The sequence below is a fragment of the Halobacillus sp. B23F22_1 genome (assembly GCF_043497005.1).
Taxonomy (GTDB): Bacteria; Bacillota; Bacilli; order Bacillales; family Halobacillaceae; genus Halobacillus_A.
On sequence record NZ_JBIEKE010000003.1, the window covers coordinates 411,689 to 436,221 of the forward strand.

The following is a 24,533-nucleotide window of genomic DNA, read 5'->3' on the forward strand; positions in this document are numbered from 1 at the left end:
TACTTAACCAAGATTTACAAAAGCTTTTCTTTGTGTAGTAGCTGCTTCAGCTTTTCGCTGGAAACCTGCGGCTGATCGGCAGAGCTGTACGTTTGCTGCTTCGCTTTCTGTGCATTTGAATACTGGGTCACTTCTTTTCCAGGGAGAACATACATATCCGCCAACTCCCAAGCCGTGAGTGACTCATCAAATGTCATCAGTTCTTCATACATTTTTTCTCCAGGTCGTAAACCAATCTCTTGAATAATTACATCCTCGGTGTTGATTTGTTGTTTACTGCACGTTTCTTCAACGACTAAAGAAATGAGGTCCCCCAACAAAATCACAGGCATTTTTAATATAAAAACCTCTCCACCTTTCGCTTCTTTTAAAGCTTTAATCGTTAATTCAGTAGCTTGGGAAAGAGTCATCATAAATCGTGTCATTTTACGATCTGTGACCGTTACTCTTTTCTGTTGACAGATTTGATTTTTAAATAAAGGAATAACTGATCCCCTTGATCCCATTACATTTCCAAACCGTACACTTGCAAAAGTAGTTTTTGCTTTCCCTTTTTTAAATTCAGCAGCCGTCATTAGTCGTTCACCGATCAGCTTTGTCGCTCCATAAGTGTTCGTCGGAGAGATGGCCTTATCCGAACTTGTAAATACTACTTTTTCCACATCATTAGCTAATGCAGCATTAATGACATGATAAGTCCCCTTAACATTCGTTAATATTGCTTCGTGCGGATTGGCTTCACAAGAAGAAACATGCTTCATCGCAGCTAAGTGAAAAACATAATCTACCCCTTCCATCGCCTTAGCCAGCCGCTCATAATTACGTACATCCCCTAAGATAAAGCTAATCCTTTTCTCATGGTCCCATTCGTTTTGCATTTGAAATTGCTTAAATTCATCACGGCTGAAAATAATTACTTCTGCCGGTTTTTCATGTAACACATAACGGACGATACTTTTACCTATAGTTCCCGTCCCTCCAATAACTAAAATTCTCTTATCTTTGAAGTACACGTTAGCTCCTTCTTTCCTTTCAAAACTATCCTTAAATCACATGGAAACTCTACTTTATTTGTCTATCATTTTTTTGAAATAGGATGGAAAATAGCTCAAACAAGATCTCATTCCTACTCTATAATATGCATCCTGACAAGAATGGTATGGTTTTCAGCTTATGTATGAAAAAATGCCGCAACTGCGGATAGACAAAAGGGCAGGGATCTCTCCTACCCTTCAAAATTTTTCTTCCATTCCTCCAGCGCTTGTTTCTGCTGATCACTTAAGGCAGCGATTCTCTTTTCAAACTTCTTTAGAGCATAATTATATAAGACGATATCATAATGGTTTAATTTCTTAATCTGCTTAATTATTGCAGGGTCTACTTCATGAGACTTGGGTCGATTTTGCGTCTTGTTCACCCTTTCTACTTTCAACGTGTCCTTCCACTCAAAGTGTTGTGCTAAAAAAAATAGAGATTCACTGAACCGCTCTGTAAACCCTACCTCTGAAAAGTATTCGTTTAAGTTACGTCTCGCCTTCTTTATGTTATTCGGATCTCCTCCAGATAGATAGCGCGTAGCTAAATTAACGGTGCGGTAACGGATACTCCGCAAATCAGTTTTGTGGTATTGTTTGTCCCCTACCCCTTCATCCTTCATATACGAAAGAAAGTTCTCGAAGGTCATATTCTTAACTTGTTTATGCAATGGATCGCGCTCGTAACTTTTAATGTAATAATAAGTAGAAATCACTCGATCTACAGGATCGCGAAGCATTGTAAAATAGTCAGTCGGTTTCTTCAATTTTTTAAAATGCTTCCCGTGCCACACGAGTATTTCTTCATTTTTCCCATCTAAAATTTTCCACATCGTCTTTCCGCCTGTTTTAGGAATGTGCAAAAAACAGATAAGTTCATTTAATTCGAGGTCTTCTTTATTAAAATGAATCACTCCATTTTCTCCTTTCTATTTGTGCAATGATGATCCGCTACGATATTATAGTTTGATTTCATTTAAACGTGTGGGGAGTAGAGCAACTTAGACCTGATACAATCAACCATTTTTCTAACATTACCTGATCTTCCGCATATAGTATTCATAATTGAATAGAAAGAGGGTGATGAATGCTAGATGGAGATCTTGTTTGTAACCCTCGTTTTAACAGGGATGTTTATCGTATTAATCAAGCAATGGTCCACACCGGACCTAGCGCTGTTTGTGACGATGTCTATCTTTCTATTAACAGGGATTATTACAGTAGAAGAGGCATTTATGGGATTTGCAAGCACTAGCGTCATTACCATCGCACTTCTCTTCATTATCGGCTACAGTGTTTTTAAAAGCGGGATGCTGCTGCGCTTCCTCCAGCAATTTTTAAAATCAAACGACAAGATATCAACGTTGGTAATTAAAATTATGGCGCCTGTTTCTCTTCTATCAGGCATCATGAATAATACACCAATTGTGGCTATGTTGACTCCTACACTGCGGGAGTGGGCCGAAAAGCATGAAATTGCCGCCTCAAAGCTTCTCATCCCATTATCATATGCAGCGATATTAGGAGGATCAATCACTTTATATGGCTCATCTACAAATCTGGTCGTCCATGGGATGCTGATCGATCATGGAGACAAGGGGTTTTCTATTTTTGAGTTTGCTTTCATCGGAATCCCTCTTACTTTATTAGGTATTCTATATATGGCTGGAATCGGACATCATTTATTGCCAAGTCTCGTTCCACCTCAACGACTAACTCATGCCCCCTCTCTCAAAAAAGTACGTTCAAGCAGGCATACATGGATTGTATTACTAGTTTTAACAGCAATGATTTTTTCTGTTACGTTTCATTTTTTATCGATTGTAAAGGCTGCTTTGGCAGGAGTTATTCTTTTACTCGTTACTAAGTCGATTCGTGCTTCAGAGGCTAAAGAGGCTGTAAACTGGAGCGTTGTAATTCTTATGGCTTCTGCCATGGGCATAGGTAAAGCAATGGAGAATTCAGGATTAACTGAACTTTTTACTACTGCGATGATGCAGATCTATCCATTCATCGGTTTAGCCGGTATTACATTCCTCTTGTATCTAGCCACAATGCTCCTAACGGAAATCTCTCATAACATTGCAGCAGCGGTGATGATGTTTCCAGTGGGCCAGACGATGGCCGAGCAAATTGAAATAGAACCGAAAATGTTCGCGTTAGTTATAGCTATATCAGCATCCTGCAGTTTCATAACACCTATAGGTTATCAAACGAATATGATCGTCTATGATGCTGGGGGGTATCAGTTTAAAGATTTTAGCAGAGTTGGTTTTGGTCTGAGTCTATTGTGTGCTCTATGTACAGTAGGACTCGCATTATTAATATGGGGGTGAAAGTGGTGGATAACAATATCACATGGCATGAAACGTCACTTACTAAACAAGAACGTCAAAAAAACAATAACCATAAGAGTTTAATTGTGTGGTTGACAGGCCTTTCGGGTTCAGGTAAATCGACAATTGCCAACCTTTCTGAGCAACGTCTTTTCAATAAAGGCATAAACACTTATTTATTAGACGGAGATAACTTGCGTCATGGGATTAATCAAAATTTAGGTTTTAAAGAAGAAGATCGAAAAGAAAACATTCGGAGGATTTCAGAAATCGGGAAGCTGTTTGTTGACGCAGGGGTCGTTATTTTCGTAGCTGCTATTTCCCCCTATAAAGAGGATCGGGAAGCAGCAAGGCACAGGTTTGAGGAAGAAGAATTTATTGAAGTATATGTAAAATGCACGCTGGAAGAATGTGAAAAGAGAGACCCCAAAGGACTTTATCAAAAAGCAAGGGCAGGTGAAATCAAGAACTTTACCGGAATATCTCAACCATATGAGGAGCCCGATTCTCCCGAAGTCATTATTGATACGACAAGTCAGTCGATTGAAAAGTCAGTGGATCAGCTGACACACTTTTTATTAAAAAAAATTTAAGAAGGAGGCAGAACATTGTCCATAGGCCAACCCCACGGAGGAACGCTCATCAATAAAGTGGACCTGAATTATGATTATAGTTTTCTTAAAGAGACAATAGATATAGATGCTATGGCTTTATCAGATTTAACGATGATTGCAACAGGAGCTTACAGTCCGCTTACAGGCTTTCTTGGCAGCGCAGATTACAAAGCAGTATTAATGAACATGAAATTGGCAGACGGTCTTATATGGAGCCTTCCAATTACACTTCCTGTTACCGAAGGAACAGCTGCTCACTTGAAAACAGGGAGTTTAGTAAGACTTGACTACCAAGGAAAAACCTATGGTGTGTTACAAATTACAGAGAAGTACCGTCCAACAAAAAAACTTGAGGCTACTCAAGTCTTTCGCACAAATGATTTAAATCATCCCGGTGTAAAGAAGCTCTATTCCAGACCCGGTGTTTACGTAGCGGGTCCTATTACTCTCGTTAAAATTCCAGAACCCCACCCGGATTTCCCAAGTTATTACCAGTCCCCCTTTGAGTTAAGAAAAACGTTTACTGAAAAAGGCTGGAATACGGTAGTAGCTTTTCAAACGAGAAATCCGGTGCACCGTGCTCATGAATATTTACAGAAATGCGCACTGGAGATGGTCGATGGGTTATTGCTTCACCCGTTAGTAGGAGAGACGAAGTCAGATGACATCCCTGCCCCCATACGTATGCAAAGCTACAAAGCATTATTGGACCATTACTATCCAAAAGAGCGCGTGCATTTAAGTGTTTTTCCGTGCGCCATGCGTTATGCAGGTCCCAGAGAGGCCGTCTTCCACGCCATTATAAGAAAAAATTACGGCTGTACCCACATTATTATCGGTCGAGATCACGCAGGTGTCGGGGATTACTATGGAACATATGATGCCCAGCATATTTTTTCTAACTTCACGAAAGAAGAATTAGGGATTCAGCCGTTGTTTTTTGAGCATGCCTTCTATTGTCAAACATGTAAGCAGGTAACAACGAAAAAAACGTGTCCCCACCACTTATCAGAACATATCCATCTATCAGGCACAAAAGTACGGGAAATGCTACGAAGCGGTCAGATTCCCCCTGAAGAGTTCAGTAGAAAAGAAGTAATTGATTCACTGATCCATGGATTAAACTCAACAAATAATCAGGACCCAAGCTGAATGAAAGGATAAAATCATCCGAACGATTCTATTGAAATCAGTTCGGTTGTTTTATGTTCAAGAAAGGATTTCACCATTACTCCGCTAACAATTTCCACTCAGCCTCAGTTGCCTTGAAAAGCAACAGCAGGATCTACGTCTCGAACTGTTATCGCAGGAGGGTTAAGAGTTTTGGATACGCTAGTATCCTGTGTTTGCTCGGATCAATTTAAGCAGCTCTTCTGTAGAGCTTTTGTATTGACCCGCTAACGGGTAGTGATAAGCGAGAAATTCATTTTTCTTTTTTAGAAGTTTTTTACCAGCGCTCTCATCCTTCAGATAAAGAATCAGCTGCTTAACCAATGATTTTGGATGAGTATGGATAAATTCTTTGAGTCTGTTAAAATAGGCGGGAGCCGCTCCTCCGCCTATTGTCCATATAAAAACAGGCTTACCTGCAAGCAGTGCTTCTAAAGCTACAGTAGATGGGTAGCTTACTACAGCATCTGCCGCCTCAATCAAGTCATACAAAGGTTCTCCGGCTGCTAATTGAATGTGTGGGTGCATTTTTTTGAGAGCTTTCATTTCTTTTAGATTTCCTCTCGATTTGATTATAAGTTGAATGTTTTTTTGAAAAGCCAGTTCATTTATAATAGCACGCGGTGTACTAACTTCTTCATGATGATGAATAAATAAAACAGTCTTTTGCCCGGCCCGCAAGGTAATTTTACGAAGAGGAGCTTTTCTTTTCTTTTTAATTTCATCAAATCGTGGATGGCCTATAATTATCACTTCTTCAGAGTCTATTCCTATGCGCTCATACCACTCCTTTTCATATTGACCGTAGACGGCTTGAATATTAGCTACTTTTGGTAAATAGCCAAACTCCAGCCCAATGATTCCATGCTGCATACATACAGTTGGTATCCCTTCCATTCGTGCGTTTATCGTTAGAGCCCTGCTTTCGCATGTGTTGGTTGTCCCTGTAATCAAAATTCGAAAATGATTCGATCCCACGATATTTTCCGCCCCTAAATAAGCATTTAATAATCGAGGCAATTCTTTGATAAGTCTCTTTCTAAACTGGTCGTTCCCGAATACAGGATGATTAGCAAAAGAATATAAAACTTTATTCCACGCTTTTTTATACCTTTCAACTATTACTGCTGCATCTTCTACCTCATGTAAATGGAGAATAGAGATCCCTGTGTTTGTTTTTTTGTGACTTGATTTATTTTTAATGAGGACCGTATCTTGTTTATTGAAATTCCTGTGAATGATGGAAGATGGAAAACGAAGCAGTTGATCATGCAAAGCCGTTTTCCCTTTGGAGACCTCTTTAGAAATAGGTGGAGTTTTAGGGAGAAGTTGGTTGAATCTGAGCTGTATTTCCTCTTCTTTCCGTAATTCAAACTTCAAGTGTTTCTTAAATGATTCTTTCTTTACTTCATCATGTAACAAAGGGATGCTCTTTATATGTTCATAAAAATGACTAAGTAAAGCGATTGGGTAAGTGTCCGAAGCATTTATAGAAAACGTTTCGATGAAATCAAAATATAGAGACCAGTAATTGATCGTATAACGATTCAACCTTTCTCCCCCTTATCCAATGATAATTCAAATAGATTTTGGGCTAATGGGCGAATAGTGACACGGTCCCCCCCACCCTCAATATGGTGGAGTTTTGTCATAAAATCCCTAATTTCTTGCGCTTTTAAGGAAGGAAAACGATGTTTTATATGTTTACTCCGCACATTTGGAATGTTTATCTGCTTATACGGCGCTTCCTTAAGCTTCAGCTGATTCACATGTGATAAAATGATTTCATGTGCCCATAGGTCTTTATGATAAAAAGGAGTTAAGAATCGTGTTCGGCTTCGTTTCACCTTATGGTCCATACAATATAACACTTCATCGAGTGAAGTCAGCACGACCCCTGCTTTATTCGGGAGTGCTACATCATATCTATCATCTTGAAAAGGAAGATAAGAAATCACAGGAGTATCTAATAATGAAGCTTCGATGGCAGTCGTACAACCGTTATGAATAACGACTCGCGAAGCTGCAATCCAGTCGGAAGCCTGCCCATCGCAGCGTACATATACATTAGTAAATGAAGAAAATTCTTTGCGATAGGATTGTGCATTTTCAGAAGGGTGGGGTCTAACGACAATATTTAATGAAAGATTTCGTTTACTTAACGTTTTCACCATATCCAGAAAAGCGTCGTAAAGCTTTTTAATATATTCAACACCGCTATCTTTATCAGGCTGTTTTTTTCCTCTAAAATGGTTGTATAAGGCAAAACGTGTGTTTACTAATATGAAATCTCCATACTGCTTTTTTAATAACGAGGCTTTTTCTTTAAATAACGGACGGTATTTTTTCTTTAAAAGATCAAACCTAGAATTACCTACAATAAAACACCGAGCATCACAGGCAGGATACGCGTTCACAATAACTTCTCTTTGATGAGGCCCCCAGCAATATATCTGCTCAACCAACGGAAGCATTGCCTCGTTCATACGTTCCGTTAAATATATCGCAGGGTCATGAAAGATGAAGCCCTCTTCGTCCAGTTCCACAATTGCGTGACCGGCTTTTTTAGCGTTAGTTAATACCCGGCGCCGATAACGCTGAGAATAGCCTTTTGAAAAGAAAATACCAGGCGGCATCACGTTCGAGGCTTGTTCTACAATTCGCTGTTCCCCTATAATCACACGGTAATTTTCAAGGGCGGCATAGTAGGAAAAAAGCAGTTTTGCATTCAGCTCTCTTGCTTTTATTTCAATTGGGACATACATAACCTTTCTGGGGGGACGAACTGTACTCACCGCCATTCCACCTTCCTTCATACTTTTTATAACGTATTCGTTTCCTTAATCAGGAATGCCTATTGAAGAGGCATCAATTCCAGCATCCCTTTTTCCATCTTGTTAAGAAACCATCGCTTTCTCTTTTAGCTCGAAAGTGTAAACATTGTTTGCATGATCAAAAATAAAGCGTTTTAGGAAAACATTCCCTTTCAAAGGGCGCGCGCCGGGTACCTGGTACCCTTATATGGTCCAGTCTCTTCCTTAAAACAACATAAATGAAACGACGAGATATACAACGCTGATGACAAACGAAGGGGCCGCATAACGCCAAGAGTTTGAAATCCTCGGTCTCAGCAGTAAATAAATGAACATAATCGTCATAAATACGACGAGAAGCGCCATAAAAATATGGGAACTTCCTGATGCTTCTAAAATGGCTCCGTCCCGGTAAAGTACGTCCGTGACTACTAGGAGCTGCATATTATACATATTGCTTCCTAAGATTGATCCTATGGCCATACCATAATTAGCTACTTTAAAAGCCGCAAGCACAGTAACCAATTCAGGCAGTGAAGTAGAAGCAGCGATTAGAAAGCTGCCGACAAAGCTGGAATCCATCCCTGACACCTGAGCAAGTTGATCACCAGAAATAGAAAGAATACTCCCTGCCCCAAATACAACTAAGCCGAGCAAAATAAAACGAACAACTGCCTGACGCAAACTATAATCCTCCACTGGTACTTCTACATCCGCCGCACTTTCTTCCCCTTCATTCGAAAGAAATTTCACAACTACGAAATAAACACCAACCATTATAAACATTTCAATACCAATACCTAACCAGGCAATGGAACCCGGAATAAGAAGGGCTGCTATAATGATCAGCATAAAAAGTAAACCTACAACCGCAGAAGGAAGATGCTCTCTATACCCCACACGCTGAAAGAGGCGACGTCTGCGATAAATCATATCTACAACTGCTAGAATTAATAGATTATAAACGTTGCTTCCAATCATATTTCCAACTGCGATATCAGGGTTATCAATGTAAACCGCTGTTAAACTAGTTGTAAGCTCCGGTAATGATGTAGCCCCGGCAATTAAAAAAGTTCCCACTGCCGCACCACTTAACACAGACTTTTGACTAATGATATCCCCAAATTTGTTCAGCTTAATCGCTGCTAAAACAACAACAGCAGCTGCCAGTAAAAAAATAGCATAGATCATGAAGCTTCTCCTTTCAGACCAGAGCATAAAAAAGAGACCCTGGTACAGAATGTGTACCAAGGTCTCGCGTACTACTCACCGTTGATAGCCTTTTGAACCAAGTATTTAGTATACCGTATTGACGATTCAAAAGCCGCATAAAGCGGTCGCTACTCCCCTTGTTGAATCTACTATATGAATTTCACAAGAAAGAGTCAAGTTAAAAGACTATATCACATAAGAATTCCATCTATTTTCACTCCGATAAAAGTCCTTAATGCTTTTATTAATCTATGATGAAATACCAAAAATATCCTATTTTGTTAGCATATCGTTTCGTTTATTGTAGAAAACATTGAAATCCTCTCCAGCATTGGTATGATGGTATGAAACTGAATCATAGAATGCTAGACTTTATTAATATTTTATAAGAGAGGTGAGACTTTATTTTTGCATTACCATTTCAAGAAAAAAACAAATTATTGATGGCGCTCATGGTGGTGGCAGGCTCGCTAGTCATTTTGAGTATAATTCCAACTACTGCCAGCGCGGAAACGAAGGATTACCAGGTGGACGCTACTTCTTTACACGTTAGAAGTACACCAGATATTAACTCTGACATTATCGGTGCTTTAGAAGATGGGGCCAGTGTTACGGTCTACGAGGAAGTCTCAAATTGGTCTAGAATTGAGTATAACGGCTACACAGGCTGGGTTTCTTCAGATTTCTTAGTAGCTTCTAACTCTCCCTTAGAAGGCATACATATTACTCTTGACCCCGGTCACGGAGGATCTGATCCTGGAGCTATCGGTGTAGACAATTCTTATGAAAAAAATGTTAACCTAAGTACAGCGAAGCATACATACGACGAGTTAAGTCAGGCTGGAGCTAAGGTTACGATGACCAGGTCAGGTGATCAATATTTGACGTTAGATGAAAGAGTCTCCATTAGTAATTCTTACGATACAGATGCTTTCATAAGTCTTCACTATAATTCCAGTGCTTACGCTAGTGCCAAAGGGATCAGCAGCTACTATTATGACAGCGGCAAGGACCTTCCTTGGGCAAGAGCTTTACAAAACCAGCTTGCCAGCCATACGGACCGTCAAAATGATGGGGTTTTCAACCAGGATTTCCGTGTTGTTAAAGATAACAAAGCACCAGCCGTTTTACTCGAATTAGGCTTCCTTTCCAACTCTGAAGAAACAGCGACCGTTCAAACTGAAAGCTATCAATCTCAAGTTGCTGATGCCATTACTCAAGGTACAATCGATTATTTCGGAAAATAATGATATAAAGATGAGACTGGAAAAAAATGAATAAAACATAAATTAATCCGAACGATTCAATAGAATCGGTTCGGATTATTTATTACATCGTCACTGGGTACCAGGTACCGAAATTCACACTTGGCACTTCGCTCTTTTACAGCTTTTCGGTACCTGGTACCCTTATGCAAATGTTAACCTGTGATCACACGGTTCCTTCATTTCGTCTAGAGTAAAAAAGCTGCTTTACTCTTTTTTAAAATCTTTCGTACTTCTAACTGTGTCTATGGGGCGGACCGCCTCTTCAATCTGTTCACGTTTCGGCTCAAGCATCGGCGGCAGTGATAAATTTTCCCCCAGGGTTTCATAAGGTTCATCTTCCATAAAACCTGGCCCATCAGTAGCAAATTCAAATAAGATTTGCGGAGCAACATTTACATACAGCGATTCAAAGTAATGACGGTTTACATAGCCAGAGGTTCTAAATCCAAAGCGTGGCATACGGTCAATCCACTCATCTAAAGCATTACGGTCTTCGACTCGAAAAGCTGCATGGTGAACGGTTCCGTACCCCTGTCTTGCCTGTGGTAAAACAGGGTTATACTCTACCACAACCTGTGCGCCATTGCCCCCTTCACCTACTTCAAAAAGGTGGAAGGCTCCTTCCTCGTCAATTTCCTTAAATAAAAGTACCTTTTCAAGCATCTCTTTAAAATAATCAAATTTCTCCACACGAACGTATATCGGCCCTAATCCTGTAATTGCATATTCTAAAGGAACTGGTCCTTTCTGCCACGGTGTACCCGCAGCCACACCTTCATCGTGTTCATCTGATACAAGTTCATAGGACTGATCATCAAAATCAACAAATGGAAGCACTTTTTTACCGAATCGTTCTTGTATTCCTTTGTGCTTAACGTCATAACGATTAAATCGCGTCATCCAATAGTCTAACGCTTGATCATTAGGAACTCTAAAGGAAGTTTTAGCAATTTCATTTGTACCGTGAGACCCTTTTGGAATACCTGGGAAATCAAAGAACGTCATATCCGTCCCTGCACTTCCTTTATCATCTGCGAAAAACAAATGATACGTTTGAATATCATCTTGGTTTACAGTTTTTTTAACGAGACGCATTCCTAAAACGTACGTAAAAAATTCATAATTCTTCTCAGCACTGCTCGTAATCGCAGTAACATGATGAAGCCCTTTTAACTCATTCATAAGTGAACCCTCCAATTGGGAATATCGTGACCTTTTCTTTTAATATTATTTTACCTTTAATTTATCTCGGTTTCAAGATATTAAACCTCAGCCTTTTGATTCTTACCTTCATCTTTGTTCAACGTGCTACAATGAAAGTACGTAATAGTTAGAAAGGAAGTTTTTTCATCATGGATACCACGCAATTAAAAGTACTATCCCCTTCCTATGACCCATGGGAAGCTTATATGGACGTAGAAGAACATGGCGAAATGACGTTGTCAAATATTGAATTTACGACTACTTATTTGTGTAACATGCGCTGCGCTCACTGTGCCGTTGGCTATACGCTGCAAGATAAAGATCCGGATGCTTTACCAATAGAGCTTTTAACGCAGCGATTAGATGAAATTAAACATCTGCGCACACTTAGTATTACAGGCGGAGAACCTATGCTTTCAAAGAAATCAGTCAAGCAGTATGTTGTTCCTCTGCTAAAATACGCACACGAACGCGGAGTACGTACTCAAATTAATTCAAATCTTACGCTGCCCTACGCACGCTATGAAGAAATTATACCCTATTTAGATGTCTTACATATCTCACATAACTGGGGCACTGTTGATGAATTTGCCGAAACAGGTTTTGCACTAATGGATCGTAAGCCTTCCTTTGAAAACCGCGCGAAGTACTTTGACCGACTGGTAGAAAACAGTCAGGCGCTTTCAAAAGCAGGTGTAATGGTTTCCGCAGAAACGATGCTGAATAAGCGCACCTTCCCCCACTTAGAAAAAATTCACGAGCACGTACTTGAAATGGGTTGTGCCAGACATGAGATCCATCCGATGTACCCTGTTGATTTTGCTAGTAATCTTGAAACGTTGAGTTTAGAAGAAATGCGTGACGGCATTAATCGTCTGCTGAACCACCGTGCCCCTAACGTATGGATGTTGTTTGGCACTCTTCCCTTTTATCCTTGCAACTCTACACAAGCAGATTTAGATATGCTAAAACGTCTAGATGAAGCTGAGAATGTAACCGTACGTAATGACCCGGATGGACGTTCAAGATTAAACATAAACATTTTTTCCGGAGAAATCATTGTGACTGATTTCGGGGATGAACCTTCTTTAGGTAAAATTCAAGATACACCTCTCCCTGATGCTTTTACAAAATGGATGAATACAACCACAGCTGAAGCGTTAAATTGCCATTGTCCAGCAGCTAAGTGTTTAGGACCAAACTTATTAGTGAAAAATACGTATTATCAAAATACTGATTTTCAGCAGCGAAAAGCAAAAATCTCATTAAATCGATAATGAATAAAGCCGCATTCCTCTGTTTATAGGAATGCGGCTTCTTTATTAAAAGTCATATTCTTCTACAATTTTTTCTGTAATTAAATCATACCCTTTTTTATTCGGATGCAGAGCATCGCTGAAATACTCGGTCGATTTTTCTTTAAAGAGATCATTCGTAGAAATAAATTTAATTCTTTCAAAATTATTAACTATGCTTTGGCTTTTATCATTCCATTCAACCACTTCCTCTTCAATCTCTTTAGAATCAGGATAGGGATTATAAAGACCAAGGAATAAAATCGGAGCGTCTTCATTCTCCTCTCGGATGATCCCTAAAATCTTTTCTAAGTTTTGTTCATAATCCGACTTTCCTGCTTCAATCTTCCCCTCATTAATTTCAGCTAAATCGCCTCCATTACTTTCAATTAAATCATTTGTCCCAATAAATAAAATGAAATAATCAGCATTCCCTAAATCACTTTTCACATCTGTTTGATTAACTTGCTTCAGTAAGCCATCTGTCTGCTGATCTGGAATCCCATAGTTTTCTACCTTTATATCAGCATCTTTGTTCTCTTTTAATAGGTTTTCCAAGTTTTCTACATAACCATGGCCTGACTCATCTCCGATTCCATATGTTAAAGAATCGCCGAGAGCGATCATTTTTTCCGTTTCATCCGATGTAGCATTTTTGTTTTGGTTCCAGCTGACCAAACCTACGCCAATCATAATGATGACAATAAAGGTCGCTGTATATACTAATGTTTTTTTCATGATAGTTCCTCCTGAGACATTAACTTACCCCTTTCTCGCGAGTACTAAACGACTTTCACATAATACTGCTCAAGCAACTGCTACTCTCATCCAATAAACTGCATTAACAGGCGAACCAGCTTTTTCAAATTAGTTCATAGTTTCCCTCCTACCCATAAACGTATAAATCTCTCCATATAGGAAAGGATGGTTAAAAAAGTAGCGAGGAGCTTAATTATGTGGCGGAAAAAATCGAAGAACGTCTCCCCTACTACCAAAATTGATACGACTTTGACAATCAAAGAAGACGTCGGGAAAAATATTGAGCAAATTAAGCAGTGTCTTGGAGAGCCGTTCGACTTAGTTTATAAAGTATATGAATTTAAACACAGTGCTTTTGCTTTGTGCTATATTGATGGCCTTATTAGTACAGAAGATATCGAGAGAACCGTCATTCCTTCCTTGATGAATTGGTTTAAAGAGAATGATTCTTCAAAAGAAAGCGTCATAAAAGATTTTTCACAGCACATTCAAGTCCCGAAAAAATTGAATACCACTTCTGATTTTACTGTCCTGCTCACTGCATTACTACGCGGAAGTACGGTTCTTTTTATAAAAAAGGGCACTGAAGCTTTTTTAATATCAGATCAACATTGGGAAACAAGATCTATTGAAGAACCAAGCTCTCAAACGATGGTTCGAGGACCGAGAGAAGGATTTGTCGAGGCACTTGCCGTTAATTCCACGCTGATCCGCAGACGAATTACAAATCCTCGTTTGCGATTTAAATCATTCATAGTAGGTGAAATAACGCAAACGATGGTTATGGTCATTTATATAGAAGGACTGGTGAACGAGTCCGCCCTAAATGTGGCGTGCAGCCGTATTACGGATGCTAAAACTAACGAAATATTTGAAAGCGGAATGCTGGAAGAGCTGATTGAGGATAAAGGCTATTCTCCCTTTCCCACTTTAATTGATACGGAAAGGCCGGATGTTGTGAGCGCTGCGCTTACAGAAGGTAAATTAGCAATCATGATGGAAGGCAGCCCGTTTGCTTTAATCGGTCCGGCTACCTTTATTTCTTACTTCCAAACAGCTGAAGATTATTACAATCGTTTTGATCTATCTACTTTCCTGCGTGTGATTCGTTTTATCGCGTTTTGGATTGCCTTTGCTTTACCTGCTACATATGTAGCTCTGACGACTTTTCACCAGGAATTAATTCCCACAGACTTGTTAATTAGTTTAGCGGCTCAGCGGGAAGGCCTCCCTTTTCCAGCTCTCGTCGAAGCTTTAATTATGGAAACTGTCTTTGAAATTTTACGAGAGGCGGGCATACGAATGCCCCGTCCGATCGGTCCCGCCGTTTCTATTGTAGGAGCCATCGTTATTGGAGAAGCTGCGGTATCTGCCGGGCTCGTCTCTCCTGCCATTGTTATCGTGGTATCTCTAACAGCAATTTCCAGCTTTGCGAATCCTTATTACTCCATCGCCGGAACGGGACGAATTATGCGGTTTGTACTTATGGTCTTTGCAGCTACAGCGGGGATTTTTGGCATACTGATCTTCACTTTAATCTTATGTGTACACCTTGTTTCATTGAAGTCACTCGGACAGCCTTATATGGCACCTTTTGCTCCTTTTTCATTGAAGAAACAGAAGGATACCGTATTGCGGTTTCCGTTGTGGTGGACCAAACGCAAAAAAAGATGGAAGCAGGAGGCTTAACCTATGAAGAGCTTTTATGCCTTATTTATGTTTGCCTTAATCTTAATAGGAGGGTGCAGCGGCAAACAGGAACTGAACGAACTGCTTATACTAACTGGAATAGGCATCGATCAAGGAGAGGAGCAAAATGTAAAAGTTACATTCCAGGCAACTAACCCTCAAGCTCAAGCAGGCGGTGAAGCAGGTGGCGGAGGTGCCAGCCAGGCCACCTCCTATACTTTTGAAAGTGAAGGTGAAGATGTTGTAGCAGCTGTATTTAATGCAAATGACTTACTTCCCAGAAAATTATTTTTCCCCCATATTTCTTCGCTCGTTGTAGGAGAGGACTTCGCAAGAGAAAATGGATTGGCTGGAATTAGCGATTTTCTCTCGCGGCATTATGAAATTAGAGACAGCTACATGCTTTTTATCGCTAAGGAAACGACAGCCTCTGATATTTTAAATACGTTTCCTCCTTTAGATAATTCATCAGTTCAAAACATCAAAAGACTGGTGGAGATCCCAGGAAGTACGGTTAGTTTAAAAGATGGAATTGAATTAGAGGACTTCATAAGATGGAGGTACGGAGATGATCGTGACGCTGTTATCACGGGCGTTGAAAGAGTCACTAAAGAAACAGATTCTACAAATACGGAATCGTTAAATGAAATTGAGGGAAATAAGAATGCTTTACGTTTAACTGGATTAGCTTTATTTGATGAAGATTATTTAGTAGATTGGCTCTCCTATAAAGATTCGGTGGCCTGGGCAATGATCAAGGGAGAATCAGAAACAGTTAAAAACTACACTGTTCCCTGCAGTGACAGTAAAGGTACAATCGGCTTTCTTTTAAAAGAAATGGATGTTAAAGCAAAACCCAAAATCGAAGAAGACCAGCTGACTTACACGCTTCAAATGAAGGGGCACTTTAACCTTCAGGGTATGACTTGCAACATCGATCTATCAACGGATCAAGGTGTAACAGAGCTTCAGGACATTGTAAATACAAACTTAGAAGATGATTTACAAACCTCTGTGGAGAATGCACAAGATTTCAACCTCGACTATTTCGGCATTAAAAATGATTTATTTAAAAACCAGCCGAAACAATGGGAAAAGGCCAAAGATGACTGGGAGGACCTATATGCTCAGATGGAAACCACCACAAACGTCGATCTCTATTTAGAATCTCCTGGGGCAAGGGTGGATAATAATGAGGAAAAGTAAACGAACGCTTAGAGAAAAAGCCGTTATTTTTATCGTTTGGTTATTTTCTGCTGGCTATGCAATCGGGTATTTATATGACCTCCCTATTTTCCCTGTCACTTCCTGGTTAAAAGCAATCTATGAGCCTGTTTACTACGGTTTATTCGGAGGTCCATCATGAATACTCAATTATCAAGCTACCAATTTATAGCCATCGTTATTAATTTTCTCATATTCAGTTCCATTTTAATGGCGCCGGCTATTACTGTCGTTGCGGCGAATCAGGATGGATGGGTATCTATGCTGCTTGCGTTAGGGATAGGTTTAATATTGATGGTCCTCTATTTGTATATGTTTAAAAAGTATAAGTACCCATCACTCTTTGAACTAATGGATCACATAGCAGGAAAGTGGATAGGTTCCGTGGTGAATTTACTTATCATTTTTTACGCTCTGCATCTCGCAGCGATGGTGTTACGAAACTTAAGTAACTTTATGGTATCAAGCGTGGTCCCTTACTCCCACCCCTGGATTTATCAAATTCTCACTCTCGTTGTCGTCGCTTATACTGTGAGCCTAGGGGTCAAAATTATTTTTCTATTAAATGAATTGCTATTTCCCTTTGTTGCATTATTTACTGTTGGGTCTCTCCTTCTTATCCTTAGGGAATTCAGCATTTTTGAACTCAAGCCATTTTTTCATACGCCTCCGTTAGATGTTTTTCACGGAGCCTACGTCATACTCGGCTTCCCCTTTATTGAAATTTTATTACTATCAGCATTTTTTCAATTTGTTGAAAAGAAGGAAAAGCTGAGGCTTGTCTTTTTATCTGGAATTGCGATAGGGGGAATGACATTAGCCGTAACCGTCTTCCTAATTATCGGAGATGAAGGGGCTTATTTAGTGGCACGGGAAACCTATCCTACGTTTTCTGTACTGAGAGATATCGAATTTTTCACCGTGTTTGAGAGAATAGAATTCTTACTCGCTGTTGCCTGGCTTCTTGGTTTGTTTGTTAAAATTACGGCCTGTTTTCTTGTCGGGATGTTAGGATTAAAACACCTTTCAAAATCTACTACATATAAAGTATATATAATCCCTATTGGAATACTTGTATGGGCCTTGAGCAATCACCTTCACAAAACCGTGATGGACTTCACTGGTTTTGTAACCACAAGCTGGACCTTTTACTGGTTTTCACTCTATTGTCTCATTATACTAATGTTAACAATTGGAACTGTGAGAAAAAAACATAAACTGCCCATCTCTCCATAAAGCAGCTGCTCTTATGAAGCTTCAGCTTGTGGAGAATCCCCTGTTTTCCGCAATCTTTTTTTCTTGCCGCCAGGAGTGGAATGGACCTCGCTCCTTGGAATTTCTTTAAGACAGAAAAAGACTGTCCTCCACCTAGCTCATCCTTGCTAGATGGAGAACACTCTTTTTCATTTCCTAGCAGACAGTTTTGAGGGGCTATTTTACTTCCTTGAACGGTAGGGCGCATGGCAGGAACAAGAACGGCTTTATATCTTTGCATATTAACTAGTGCCACGTCGTCATCCACTAAACTAAACACATCAAGATCTATGTTTTTTCCCTTCACCCGTTGCAAAAGCAAGATTAAGCTTTTACAAATTAAATCATCTCCTGAATTTCTCGATCCTGACTCTCCATAAGTAGATAAAATTAAGTATGACATCAGCTCCCCCTTTTTCCCTAAATGAACATTGCTCTCATTATATGCAGCAAATAAACCGTTATGAATCCACTTTAACGTTAAAAAGCCTCAGGTATGTACATACCTGAGGCTGCTATCTAGCTGTGAAATTCCACTCCTGAATGAACAGCATTAACGTAACCAGCTCTTATAACATAATCACCGAAGTGCTCATTCTCTGTTCGTTCTTTAGCATAATTATGAAGGATAGGATTCAGTTCCTGCAAAATTTCTTCTTCTCCAATGTTTTCCCGATACAATTTGTTGAGTCGATCCCCTCTAAATCCTGCTCCTAAATACATATTATATTTACCAGGTGCCTTGCCTATAAAGCCTATTTCACCTAAGGCAGGACGAGAGCAGCCATTCGGACACCCGGACATGCGTATGACAATTTCTTCGTCGCGAAGTCCGGCTTCATCGAGGATATTTTCCACCTTATCAATTAAAGTAGGTAGATATCGTTCTGCCTCAGCCATAGCTAATCCACACGTTGGAAAAGCAACACACGCCATAGAATTTCTCCTTAATGCAGAGTTGTGCTTCCCATCGATTAATCCATAATGACTGACGAGTTCTTCTATTTGATCCTTATCTTCTTCAGCAACATTTGAGATAATCAAGTTCTGGTTTGGTGTAAGTCTGAAATCTCCTTTGTGTACTTTTGCAGTTTCTCGTAAGCCCGTCATTAGAGGATACTCGTCAGAGTCTTTAACGCGTCCATTTTGAATGAACAGCGTGAGATGCCACTTGTTATCCCCTTTCACCCATCCGTAACGGTCTCCGTTATGATCAAATGTGTACGGTCGCTCCTCTTCAATTTCCCATCCTAGACGTGCATTGAGTTCGTCTCTCATCCAGTCTAGTCCTTTGCGGTCGACCGTATATTTAAAGCGGGCATTCTTCCTCTCTGAACGGTTTCCGTAATCGCGCTGAATGGTAAGAATTTTCTCTGCCACATCTAAGGATTGCTCTGGTTTACAAAAACCAACCACTCGCGACAGCTGAGGATATGTATTTGTATCCCCGTGCGTCATACCCATACCGCCGCCAACAGCGATGTTGAAACCTTGCAGTTTGCCATCCTCTAAAATTGCAATAAAACCAAGATCCTGAGAGAAGATGTCTACATCATTAGAGGGTGGAACAGCAACGCCAATCTTAAACTTTCTCGGTAAATAAAGCGGGCCGTAAATCGTTTCCGTTTCTTCTTCTCGACTGTCGAGTACTTTTTCCTCATCTAACCAAATTTCATGGTAGGCTCTCGTTTTTGGAAGTAAATGATCACTAATTTGCCTGGACCAGTCGTACACTTCGGCATGAATGTCGGATTGGTACGGATTGGCATTACACATTACATTTCGGTTTACATCCCCACAGGCAGCAATGGTATCCATTAAAGAACTATTCATCGCCTGAATGGTCTTTTTCATATTCCATTTTAAAATTCCGTGCAGCTGGAATGTCTGCCTTGTCGTTAATTTAAGTGTGCCATTTCCGTGTGTATTCGCAAGGTCATCCATCGTTAACCATTGCTCAGGTGTGGCCACCCCGCCTGCTAAGCGTACACGGATCATAAACTGATAATTCGGCTCCAATTTCTGCTGTTTTCGTTCATTTCGTACATCCCGATCGTCCTGCATATAACTTCCATGAAACTTTAAAAGTTTAGTCTGCTCATCTGGAATACCAGCGCTGAGCCGTTCTGCAAAGCTTTCTACAAGTGACCCTCTTAAGTAATCACTCTCCTCTTTTATTTTTTCCATTTCGCTAGGTGGACCGTGCTGTTCAGGAAATCTATTGTTCGTCATGCTTTTTTCCCCTTTCCTCTTAATACACATCACGTTGATAACGTTTGGCTTTACGCATATCAGCCAAGTATTGGTCAGCTTGTTCATCAGACATTTGGCCTTCTTGTTTCAGAATTGTCAGCAGAGTATCTTGAACGTCTTTTGCCATATACTGCTCATCCCCACATACATAGACATGTGCTCCGTTCTGCAGCCATTCATATAATTCTTTGCTGTGTTCAAGCATGCGGTGCTGCACGTATACTTTTTCCTCCGTATCTCTAGAAAAAGCAACATCCATTTTCGTCAGTATGCCTTCCTTTAACCATTGCTGCCATTCCGTTTGATAGAGGAAATCACTAACAAAATGCTGATCGCCAAAGAAAAGCCATGATTCCCCGTCCGCTTCCGTCTCTTCCCTCTCTTCTAGAAAAGCACGATACGGTGCCACCCCTGTACCGGCTCCAATCATCACAATAGGGGTTTCTGGATTTTCAGGAAGCTTAAAATTTTGATTTCGTTGTATAAAGACCGGCAGAGTATCTCCTGGTTCGGATCGCTCTGCACATTGCACGGAGCAAACTCCCGTACGCGGACGTCCATGAGCATCGTATCTCACAGCCCCAATCGTTAAATGAACTTCCTCTGGATTGGCCTCGGAACTGCTTGCGATGGAATAAAGACGGACAGGAATTTTACGAAGAATCGTGATAAAATCATGAACCGACCCCTCCCACGGAGCAAAATCTTGCACAAGATCAATTAGATCGCGTCCTTCTATATAGCCTTTTAAATCTTGGGAATTCTCTGGATTTATAAGCTCCTTTAGAGTTTCATTAGAAGAAAGAGATGCAGCTTTTTCTAACAAAGGCTTTGTTAAGCTCGTAATCTCAAAATGTGTCGTGAGGGCTTCACGGACAGAACGAATTTCTCCTTGCTTATTGATCGTCACTGTTTCTTCTGGATTCCATCCCATCGCCTGGATCAATTGCTCAACAAGCACGGGATCATTTTGTGGAAAGATGCCTAAGCTGTCTCCTGGTTTATACTGTAAACCTGAACCCTCAAGATCAAGCTCAAGGTGACGTGTTTCTTTGTTGGAGCCGCGGCCATTAAGATTAATATTTTCCAAAATTTCCGCATGGAACGGATTTGTTCTCGAGTAGACAGCGGGCGTATCTGCTAATGCATCAGCTGGCACCTCTTCCGCTACCGAACCACCGGATCCCTGCCCTGAATCAAGTTCTGCTACGGCCGCTTGAAACCACTCTTCAGCCGGCTCTTCAAAGTCTAAATCGCAATCGACTCGGGCAGCTAATCGTTCAGCACCTAATTCTTCCAGACGGTGATCAAATTCCTTACCTGTTTGACAGAAAAACTCATACGAGCTGTCTCCTAGTGAAAGGACAGAGAATCGCACACCTTCTAGCTTCGGTGCTCTTTTACTATGGAGGAAATCATATAAAGATAGTGCGTTATCAGGAGGATCTCCATCTCCATGAGTACTCGTCAATATCAATAAATCTTCTACCTTCTTCAATGCTTTCGGCTTAAAATCGTCCATCGAAGATACGGTCACGTTAAAATTTTTCTGTTCTAGCTTTTGTGAAAAGTCTTCAGCAAGCGACTGACAGTTTCCCGTATGAGAACCATACAAAATCGTTATTTCTCTTGTTTGACTTGCCACTGCTGCATCATTCGTTTCAGATGCTTGCGGAAAATCTTGCACAGCTGCATCTGTACCACTTAGCGGTACAGCCAAATATCCACTCAACCAAATTCTTTGATTTTCCGTTAAGGTAGGAAGCAGCCGATTCAATTGATCTGCTTGCTCCTGATTAAAAGGACTGTTCTTTTCCTTTAACTGCAACATTTCCACCTCACTCCATTTCGCATTGTAATCATAGCTGTTTACTCGGATTTAAATATAAAAAAATGTTTAAACGACTTCCTCCTCTTAAACATTAGCAAAAAACCCCCGCTTCTTAAAAGATAAGAAGAGAGGGTTTGATTGTAATCACCATTCTTCTTATCTTTCAGACGCTTCTTGCCTCTGCTGGAATTGGCACAGTATCTATTATATTCAACATAGACCCGTTGCCGAGGTTTCAAAGGGCCAGTCCCTCCACCTCTCAAAATAAGAAAACTCATATGCAATTAATGTAAAGTCATGAATGATAAATATGTTATGCTGAAATCGATGAATTGTCAATAGATTCCGAATAAATGACATAAATTCATTTTTAATTTTCAGTAGTCCTTTTTTAGAAAGCAGGCTCAATTCATAACCGTACTTCTCTTCTGACCATACCCAGAGGAAAAAATCAGTGTCAATTACAGATTTCTTTTCTCCATCCTTATTCTCAGCATTCAGTCTCAGAACATCTCGGTGCAGAATACTCGTTATCTTTCTCCTCTATAGTTATTACACTAAGCAAAACTATTTCAATGCCATATGATATAAAAGAGGGGTTAAAACCTCATGCAACTATGGAAAGAAGAGGATAACATGCACAATTATGCTAACCACAGAAGACGTTCCCCGTTTTGCCTCTTTCCGGGCTACAACTGGTGTGGGCCTGGGTGCAGCGGACCTGGAAGACCGATAAATGCAGTCGATGCGGCCTGCAAGTCCCATGACAAATGTTATTTAACTTATCGAGATTATTGTTTATGCGATCAAGCATTTATTAGACGATTAGAAGAATTACAAAATCCTTATACGAGAGAAGGCAGGCATGCTCGTAAGATGCTGCATTACATGAGGATACAGCGAATATTTACGTGTGGCTTTAGAAAACCTCGGTTTTAATAAGTATCCTGGAAGCCAGGCTCCTCCGCTTGTAGAAAAACCTAAGTTTTTCTATAAGCTTTTTTCTCGCCTTCAGGAGCCCAGACCATCGAGACCGCTGAAAAACTAAAGGTCGATGAAAGATAGAATTAAAAAAGCGTCCAGGCCAGTGCATCGCGGGAACAGCGCGAGCCGAAGATCCACTTGGTCAAGTGATCTTCTTGACCAAGTCAGCTGAGGCCGTGCCCGTGACAAGCTTCTCCCGAAAATCGATTCGTGAGGCTCTTTAAGATTAGACAGGACTTTTTCAGTGACCTCATACCACCCTTTAGCGGACGAATCCCCTAATCTCTATCAAGGCAGCAAAATTTTCGTGTCATATTTTCTTACATAACACTATAAAAGGTGTATTTAAAATGCTACATTAAAATTAATCAAAGTTCACTGGGAGGGATAACCATTAGAAAAACAAAAAATGTTAACCTGTTGACTTTTTTAGTTCTTGTTCTCAAGGTATCACTTTCTAAGAACTTTTAACGGAAAGTACGAATTAAAAACAAGCTGCATTAAGCATAAATAATCCGAACGATTGTGTGTAATCTGTTCGGATTATTTATGTAAAATAGATTTAAAACATTGATCCCTCAAATTTCTTCTCTTTCCTCCAGAATCTTTAACTCGCGCTGCTGCCCCAGGAGGCTTCACTTTTTTGTCTAAGCTATGATCCATTTATACTTCTCTGAGCCGGATACTTTACTTATTGCCCGACCTCTTTTCATTTTATTCGATCTATACCTTCAACTCTCAATTTTTCCCGTGTACAAAGTATTCATTTAATGCTTGTTGCAGCGTTCCTAAGGTTTTCGTTTTTTTGTTAAAAGTGATTCCTGATTTCGTCATCTCACTTACAATTTCCTTTCTTATACCTGTAATTACAGTTTCACACCCCATCATGGATGTGCCGTCAATAATTTTCATTAACTCTACAATAATTTCGCTTTCCATTTTTGCAATCCCGGATAAATCCATAATCAACGTTTGAATCCTTAAATCTGCAACCTCTGCCAGCACCTTCTCATTAATAATCCCTGCTCGAAATGAATCTATAGAACCAATTAAAGGCAATATACAAATTAATGGGGTTATAGGGATAATAGGCACCGATAAATTCTCTACCAATTCTCTTTGAGACTTAATTAATGAATCTTTATATGTAGAGTAACTTAAGAAGAAAGTATTTAAGAATTCATCTACTCGATTATTAATTTCTTGCTCCAATTGAAAAAATTCTTCCATTTTGACTTTATTTATTCGTTCATAATACCTTTCAATAAAGTTCCAAAATGTTCTTCGAATGGCCTGTACCCACTCCAGTTTAAATGATAATGCTATGGAATGCGTAGCCCACGCAATCCCCTCTTGCTTCGCAAACTTTTTAAGTTCTTCATCTTTTCCATCTATAATGTAAACAACGAGTTGATTCGCATTAGTTACGAGATCGATATTACCGATTTGCAGAATTTCTTCTATTTTATCTTTTACGTTTACTGCTTCTGATAATAATGTTATTTCAAATAAGTGTTTATTTTCCGTAATGAAATCTTTTAAAGTATACGAAGAATGAAAAGTAAATTCCATTATAAATCCTCCTTATAAATAT

21 protein-coding genes and 1 riboswitch are annotated in these 24,533 nt (G+C 39.9%); of the genes, 10 read left to right on the plus strand and 11 right to left on the minus strand.

Going from position 1 to position 24,533, the window contains the following annotated elements; all coding sequences use genetic code 11:
• Positions 1-14: 14 nt before the first annotated feature.
• Complete coding sequence (locus tag ACGTNH_RS17105) at positions 15-1,013, minus strand: SDR family NAD(P)-dependent oxidoreductase (RefSeq protein ID WP_394588148.1); 999 nt, start codon at positions 1,011-1,013, stop codon at positions 15-17.
• A gap of 212 nt (positions 1,014-1,225) precedes the next feature.
• Positions 1,226-1,948 (minus strand): sulfotransferase family 2 domain-containing protein, encoded by a 723-nt coding sequence (locus ACGTNH_RS17110; protein ID WP_394588149.1) that lies wholly within the window; start codon positions 1,946-1,948, stop codon positions 1,226-1,228.
• Positions 1,949-2,128: 180 nt separating this feature from the next.
• Here ACGTNH_RS17110 and ACGTNH_RS17115 point away from each other — a divergent pair, with 180 nt between their 5' ends.
• From ACGTNH_RS17115 to sat, 3 genes are read left to right on the plus strand one after another with little or no spacing between them, the layout of a single operon-like run.
• The gene (locus tag ACGTNH_RS17115; protein WP_394588150.1) at positions 2,129-3,370 is read left to right on the plus strand and encodes an SLC13 family permease; all 1,242 of its coding nucleotides are present in this window, start codon (positions 2,129-2,131) and stop codon (positions 3,368-3,370) included.
• Positions 3,371-3,375: 5 nt separating this feature from the next.
• On the plus strand, positions 3,376-3,963 hold the full coding sequence (gene cysC / locus ACGTNH_RS17120; protein ID WP_394588151.1) for an adenylyl-sulfate kinase: 588 nt from the start codon (positions 3,376-3,378) through the stop codon (positions 3,961-3,963).
• 15 nt (positions 3,964-3,978) lie between these two features.
• The gene (gene sat, locus ACGTNH_RS17125) at positions 3,979-5,136 is read left to right on the plus strand and encodes a sulfate adenylyltransferase (RefSeq protein ID WP_394588152.1); all 1,158 of its coding nucleotides are present in this window, start codon (positions 3,979-3,981) and stop codon (positions 5,134-5,136) included.
• Between the two features lie 180 nt (positions 5,137-5,316).
• On the opposite strand, the gene ACGTNH_RS17130 is transcribed toward sat, so the two are convergent.
• The 3 genes from ACGTNH_RS17130 to ACGTNH_RS17140 all read right to left on the minus strand — a co-directional run bounded on the left by ACGTNH_RS17130 (position 5,317) and on the right by ACGTNH_RS17140 (position 9,158).
• Positions 5,317-6,705: a hypothetical protein gene (locus ACGTNH_RS17130; RefSeq protein WP_394588153.1), complete on the minus strand. Its 1,389-nt coding sequence runs from the start codon at positions 6,703-6,705 to the stop codon at positions 5,317-5,319.
• Positions 6,702-7,949, minus strand: a complete 1,248-nt coding sequence (locus ACGTNH_RS17135; protein ID WP_394588154.1) for a surface carbohydrate biosynthesis protein — start codon at positions 7,947-7,949, stop codon at positions 6,702-6,704. The genes ACGTNH_RS17130 and ACGTNH_RS17135 overlap by 4 nt, the downstream gene beginning before the upstream one ends.
• A gap of 243 nt (positions 7,950-8,192) precedes the next feature.
• A complete protein-coding gene (locus ACGTNH_RS17140; RefSeq protein ID WP_394588155.1) occupies positions 8,193-9,158 on the minus strand; it encodes a sodium:calcium antiporter in 966 nt (321 codons plus the stop codon).
• Positions 9,159-9,658: 500 nt separating this feature from the next.
• On the opposite strand from ACGTNH_RS17140, the gene ACGTNH_RS17145 reads away from it, so the two are divergent.
• Entirely contained in the window at positions 9,659-10,426 is a 768-nt protein-coding gene (locus ACGTNH_RS17145; RefSeq protein ID WP_394588156.1) for an N-acetylmuramoyl-L-alanine amidase family protein, read from the plus strand.
• Positions 10,427-10,651: 225 nt separating this feature from the next.
• Here the strand turns inward: ACGTNH_RS17145 and ACGTNH_RS17150 are convergent, their stop codons facing one another.
• Positions 10,652-11,629 (minus strand): ring-cleaving dioxygenase, encoded by a 978-nt coding sequence (locus ACGTNH_RS17150; RefSeq protein WP_394588157.1) that lies wholly within the window; start codon positions 11,627-11,629, stop codon positions 10,652-10,654.
• A gap of 170 nt (positions 11,630-11,799) precedes the next feature.
• On the opposite strand from ACGTNH_RS17150, the gene yfkAB reads away from it, so the two are divergent.
• A complete protein-coding gene (gene yfkAB, locus ACGTNH_RS17155; RefSeq protein WP_394588158.1) occupies positions 11,800-12,927 on the plus strand; it encodes a radical SAM/CxCxxxxC motif protein YfkAB in 1,128 nt (375 codons plus the stop codon).
• A 45-nt stretch (positions 12,928-12,972) separates the two neighbouring features.
• Here the strand turns inward: yfkAB and ACGTNH_RS17160 are convergent, their stop codons facing one another.
• Positions 12,973-13,683 (minus strand): DUF459 domain-containing protein, encoded by a 711-nt coding sequence (locus ACGTNH_RS17160; RefSeq protein WP_394588159.1) that lies wholly within the window; start codon positions 13,681-13,683, stop codon positions 12,973-12,975.
• Positions 13,684-13,899: 216 nt separating this feature from the next.
• Between ACGTNH_RS17160 and ACGTNH_RS17165 the strand changes: the two genes are divergently transcribed.
• The 4 genes from ACGTNH_RS17165 to ACGTNH_RS17180 are packed head-to-tail and all read left to right on the plus strand — an operon-like array spanning position 13,900 to position 17,853.
• Positions 13,900-15,393 (plus strand): spore germination protein, encoded by a 1,494-nt coding sequence (locus ACGTNH_RS17165; protein WP_394588160.1) that lies wholly within the window; start codon positions 13,900-13,902, stop codon positions 15,391-15,393.
• A 3-nt stretch (positions 15,394-15,396) separates the two neighbouring features.
• Complete coding sequence (locus tag ACGTNH_RS17170) at positions 15,397-16,599, plus strand: Ger(x)C family spore germination protein (protein WP_394588161.1); 1,203 nt, start codon at positions 15,397-15,399, stop codon at positions 16,597-16,599.
• The gene (locus ACGTNH_RS17175; RefSeq protein ID WP_394588162.1) at positions 16,586-16,759 is read left to right on the plus strand and encodes a hypothetical protein; all 174 of its coding nucleotides are present in this window, start codon (positions 16,586-16,588) and stop codon (positions 16,757-16,759) included. Before ACGTNH_RS17170 ends, ACGTNH_RS17175 begins: the two co-directional genes overlap by 14 nt.
• Positions 16,756-17,853, plus strand: a complete 1,098-nt coding sequence (locus ACGTNH_RS17180) for a GerAB/ArcD/ProY family transporter (RefSeq protein WP_394588163.1) — start codon at positions 16,756-16,758, stop codon at positions 17,851-17,853. The genes ACGTNH_RS17175 and ACGTNH_RS17180 overlap by 4 nt, the downstream gene beginning before the upstream one ends.
• Here the strand turns inward: ACGTNH_RS17180 and ACGTNH_RS17185 are convergent.
• From ACGTNH_RS17185 to ACGTNH_RS17195, 3 genes are all read right to left on the minus strand, one after another.
• The gene (locus ACGTNH_RS17185) at positions 17,792-18,274 is read right to left on the minus strand and encodes a hypothetical protein (protein WP_394588164.1); all 483 of its coding nucleotides are present in this window, start codon (positions 18,272-18,274) and stop codon (positions 17,792-17,794) included. The genes ACGTNH_RS17180 and ACGTNH_RS17185 overlap by 62 nt on opposite strands.
• Before the next feature lie 116 nt (positions 18,275-18,390).
• Positions 18,391-20,103, minus strand: a complete 1,713-nt coding sequence (gene cysI / locus ACGTNH_RS17190) for an assimilatory sulfite reductase (NADPH) hemoprotein subunit (RefSeq protein ID WP_394588165.1) — start codon at positions 20,101-20,103, stop codon at positions 18,391-18,393.
• A 19-nt stretch (positions 20,104-20,122) separates the two neighbouring features.
• Entirely contained in the window at positions 20,123-21,952 is a 1,830-nt protein-coding gene (locus tag ACGTNH_RS17195; RefSeq protein ID WP_394588522.1) for an assimilatory sulfite reductase (NADPH) flavoprotein subunit, read from the minus strand.
• A gap of 156 nt (positions 21,953-22,108) precedes the next feature.
• Positions 22,109-22,226, minus strand: a riboswitch (SAM riboswitch).
• A 365-nt stretch (positions 22,227-22,591) separates the two neighbouring features.
• Between ACGTNH_RS17195 and ACGTNH_RS17200 the strand changes: the two genes are divergently transcribed.
• Entirely contained in the window at positions 22,592-22,894 is a 303-nt protein-coding gene (locus ACGTNH_RS17200; RefSeq protein ID WP_394588523.1) for a phospholipase, read from the plus strand.
• Positions 22,895-23,677: 783 nt separating this feature from the next.
• Here ACGTNH_RS17200 and ACGTNH_RS17205 read toward each other — a convergent pair.
• The gene (locus tag ACGTNH_RS17205; protein ID WP_394588166.1) at positions 23,678-24,511 is read right to left on the minus strand and encodes an STAS domain-containing protein; all 834 of its coding nucleotides are present in this window, start codon (positions 24,509-24,511) and stop codon (positions 23,678-23,680) included.
• Positions 24,512-24,533 lie beyond the last annotated feature (22 nt).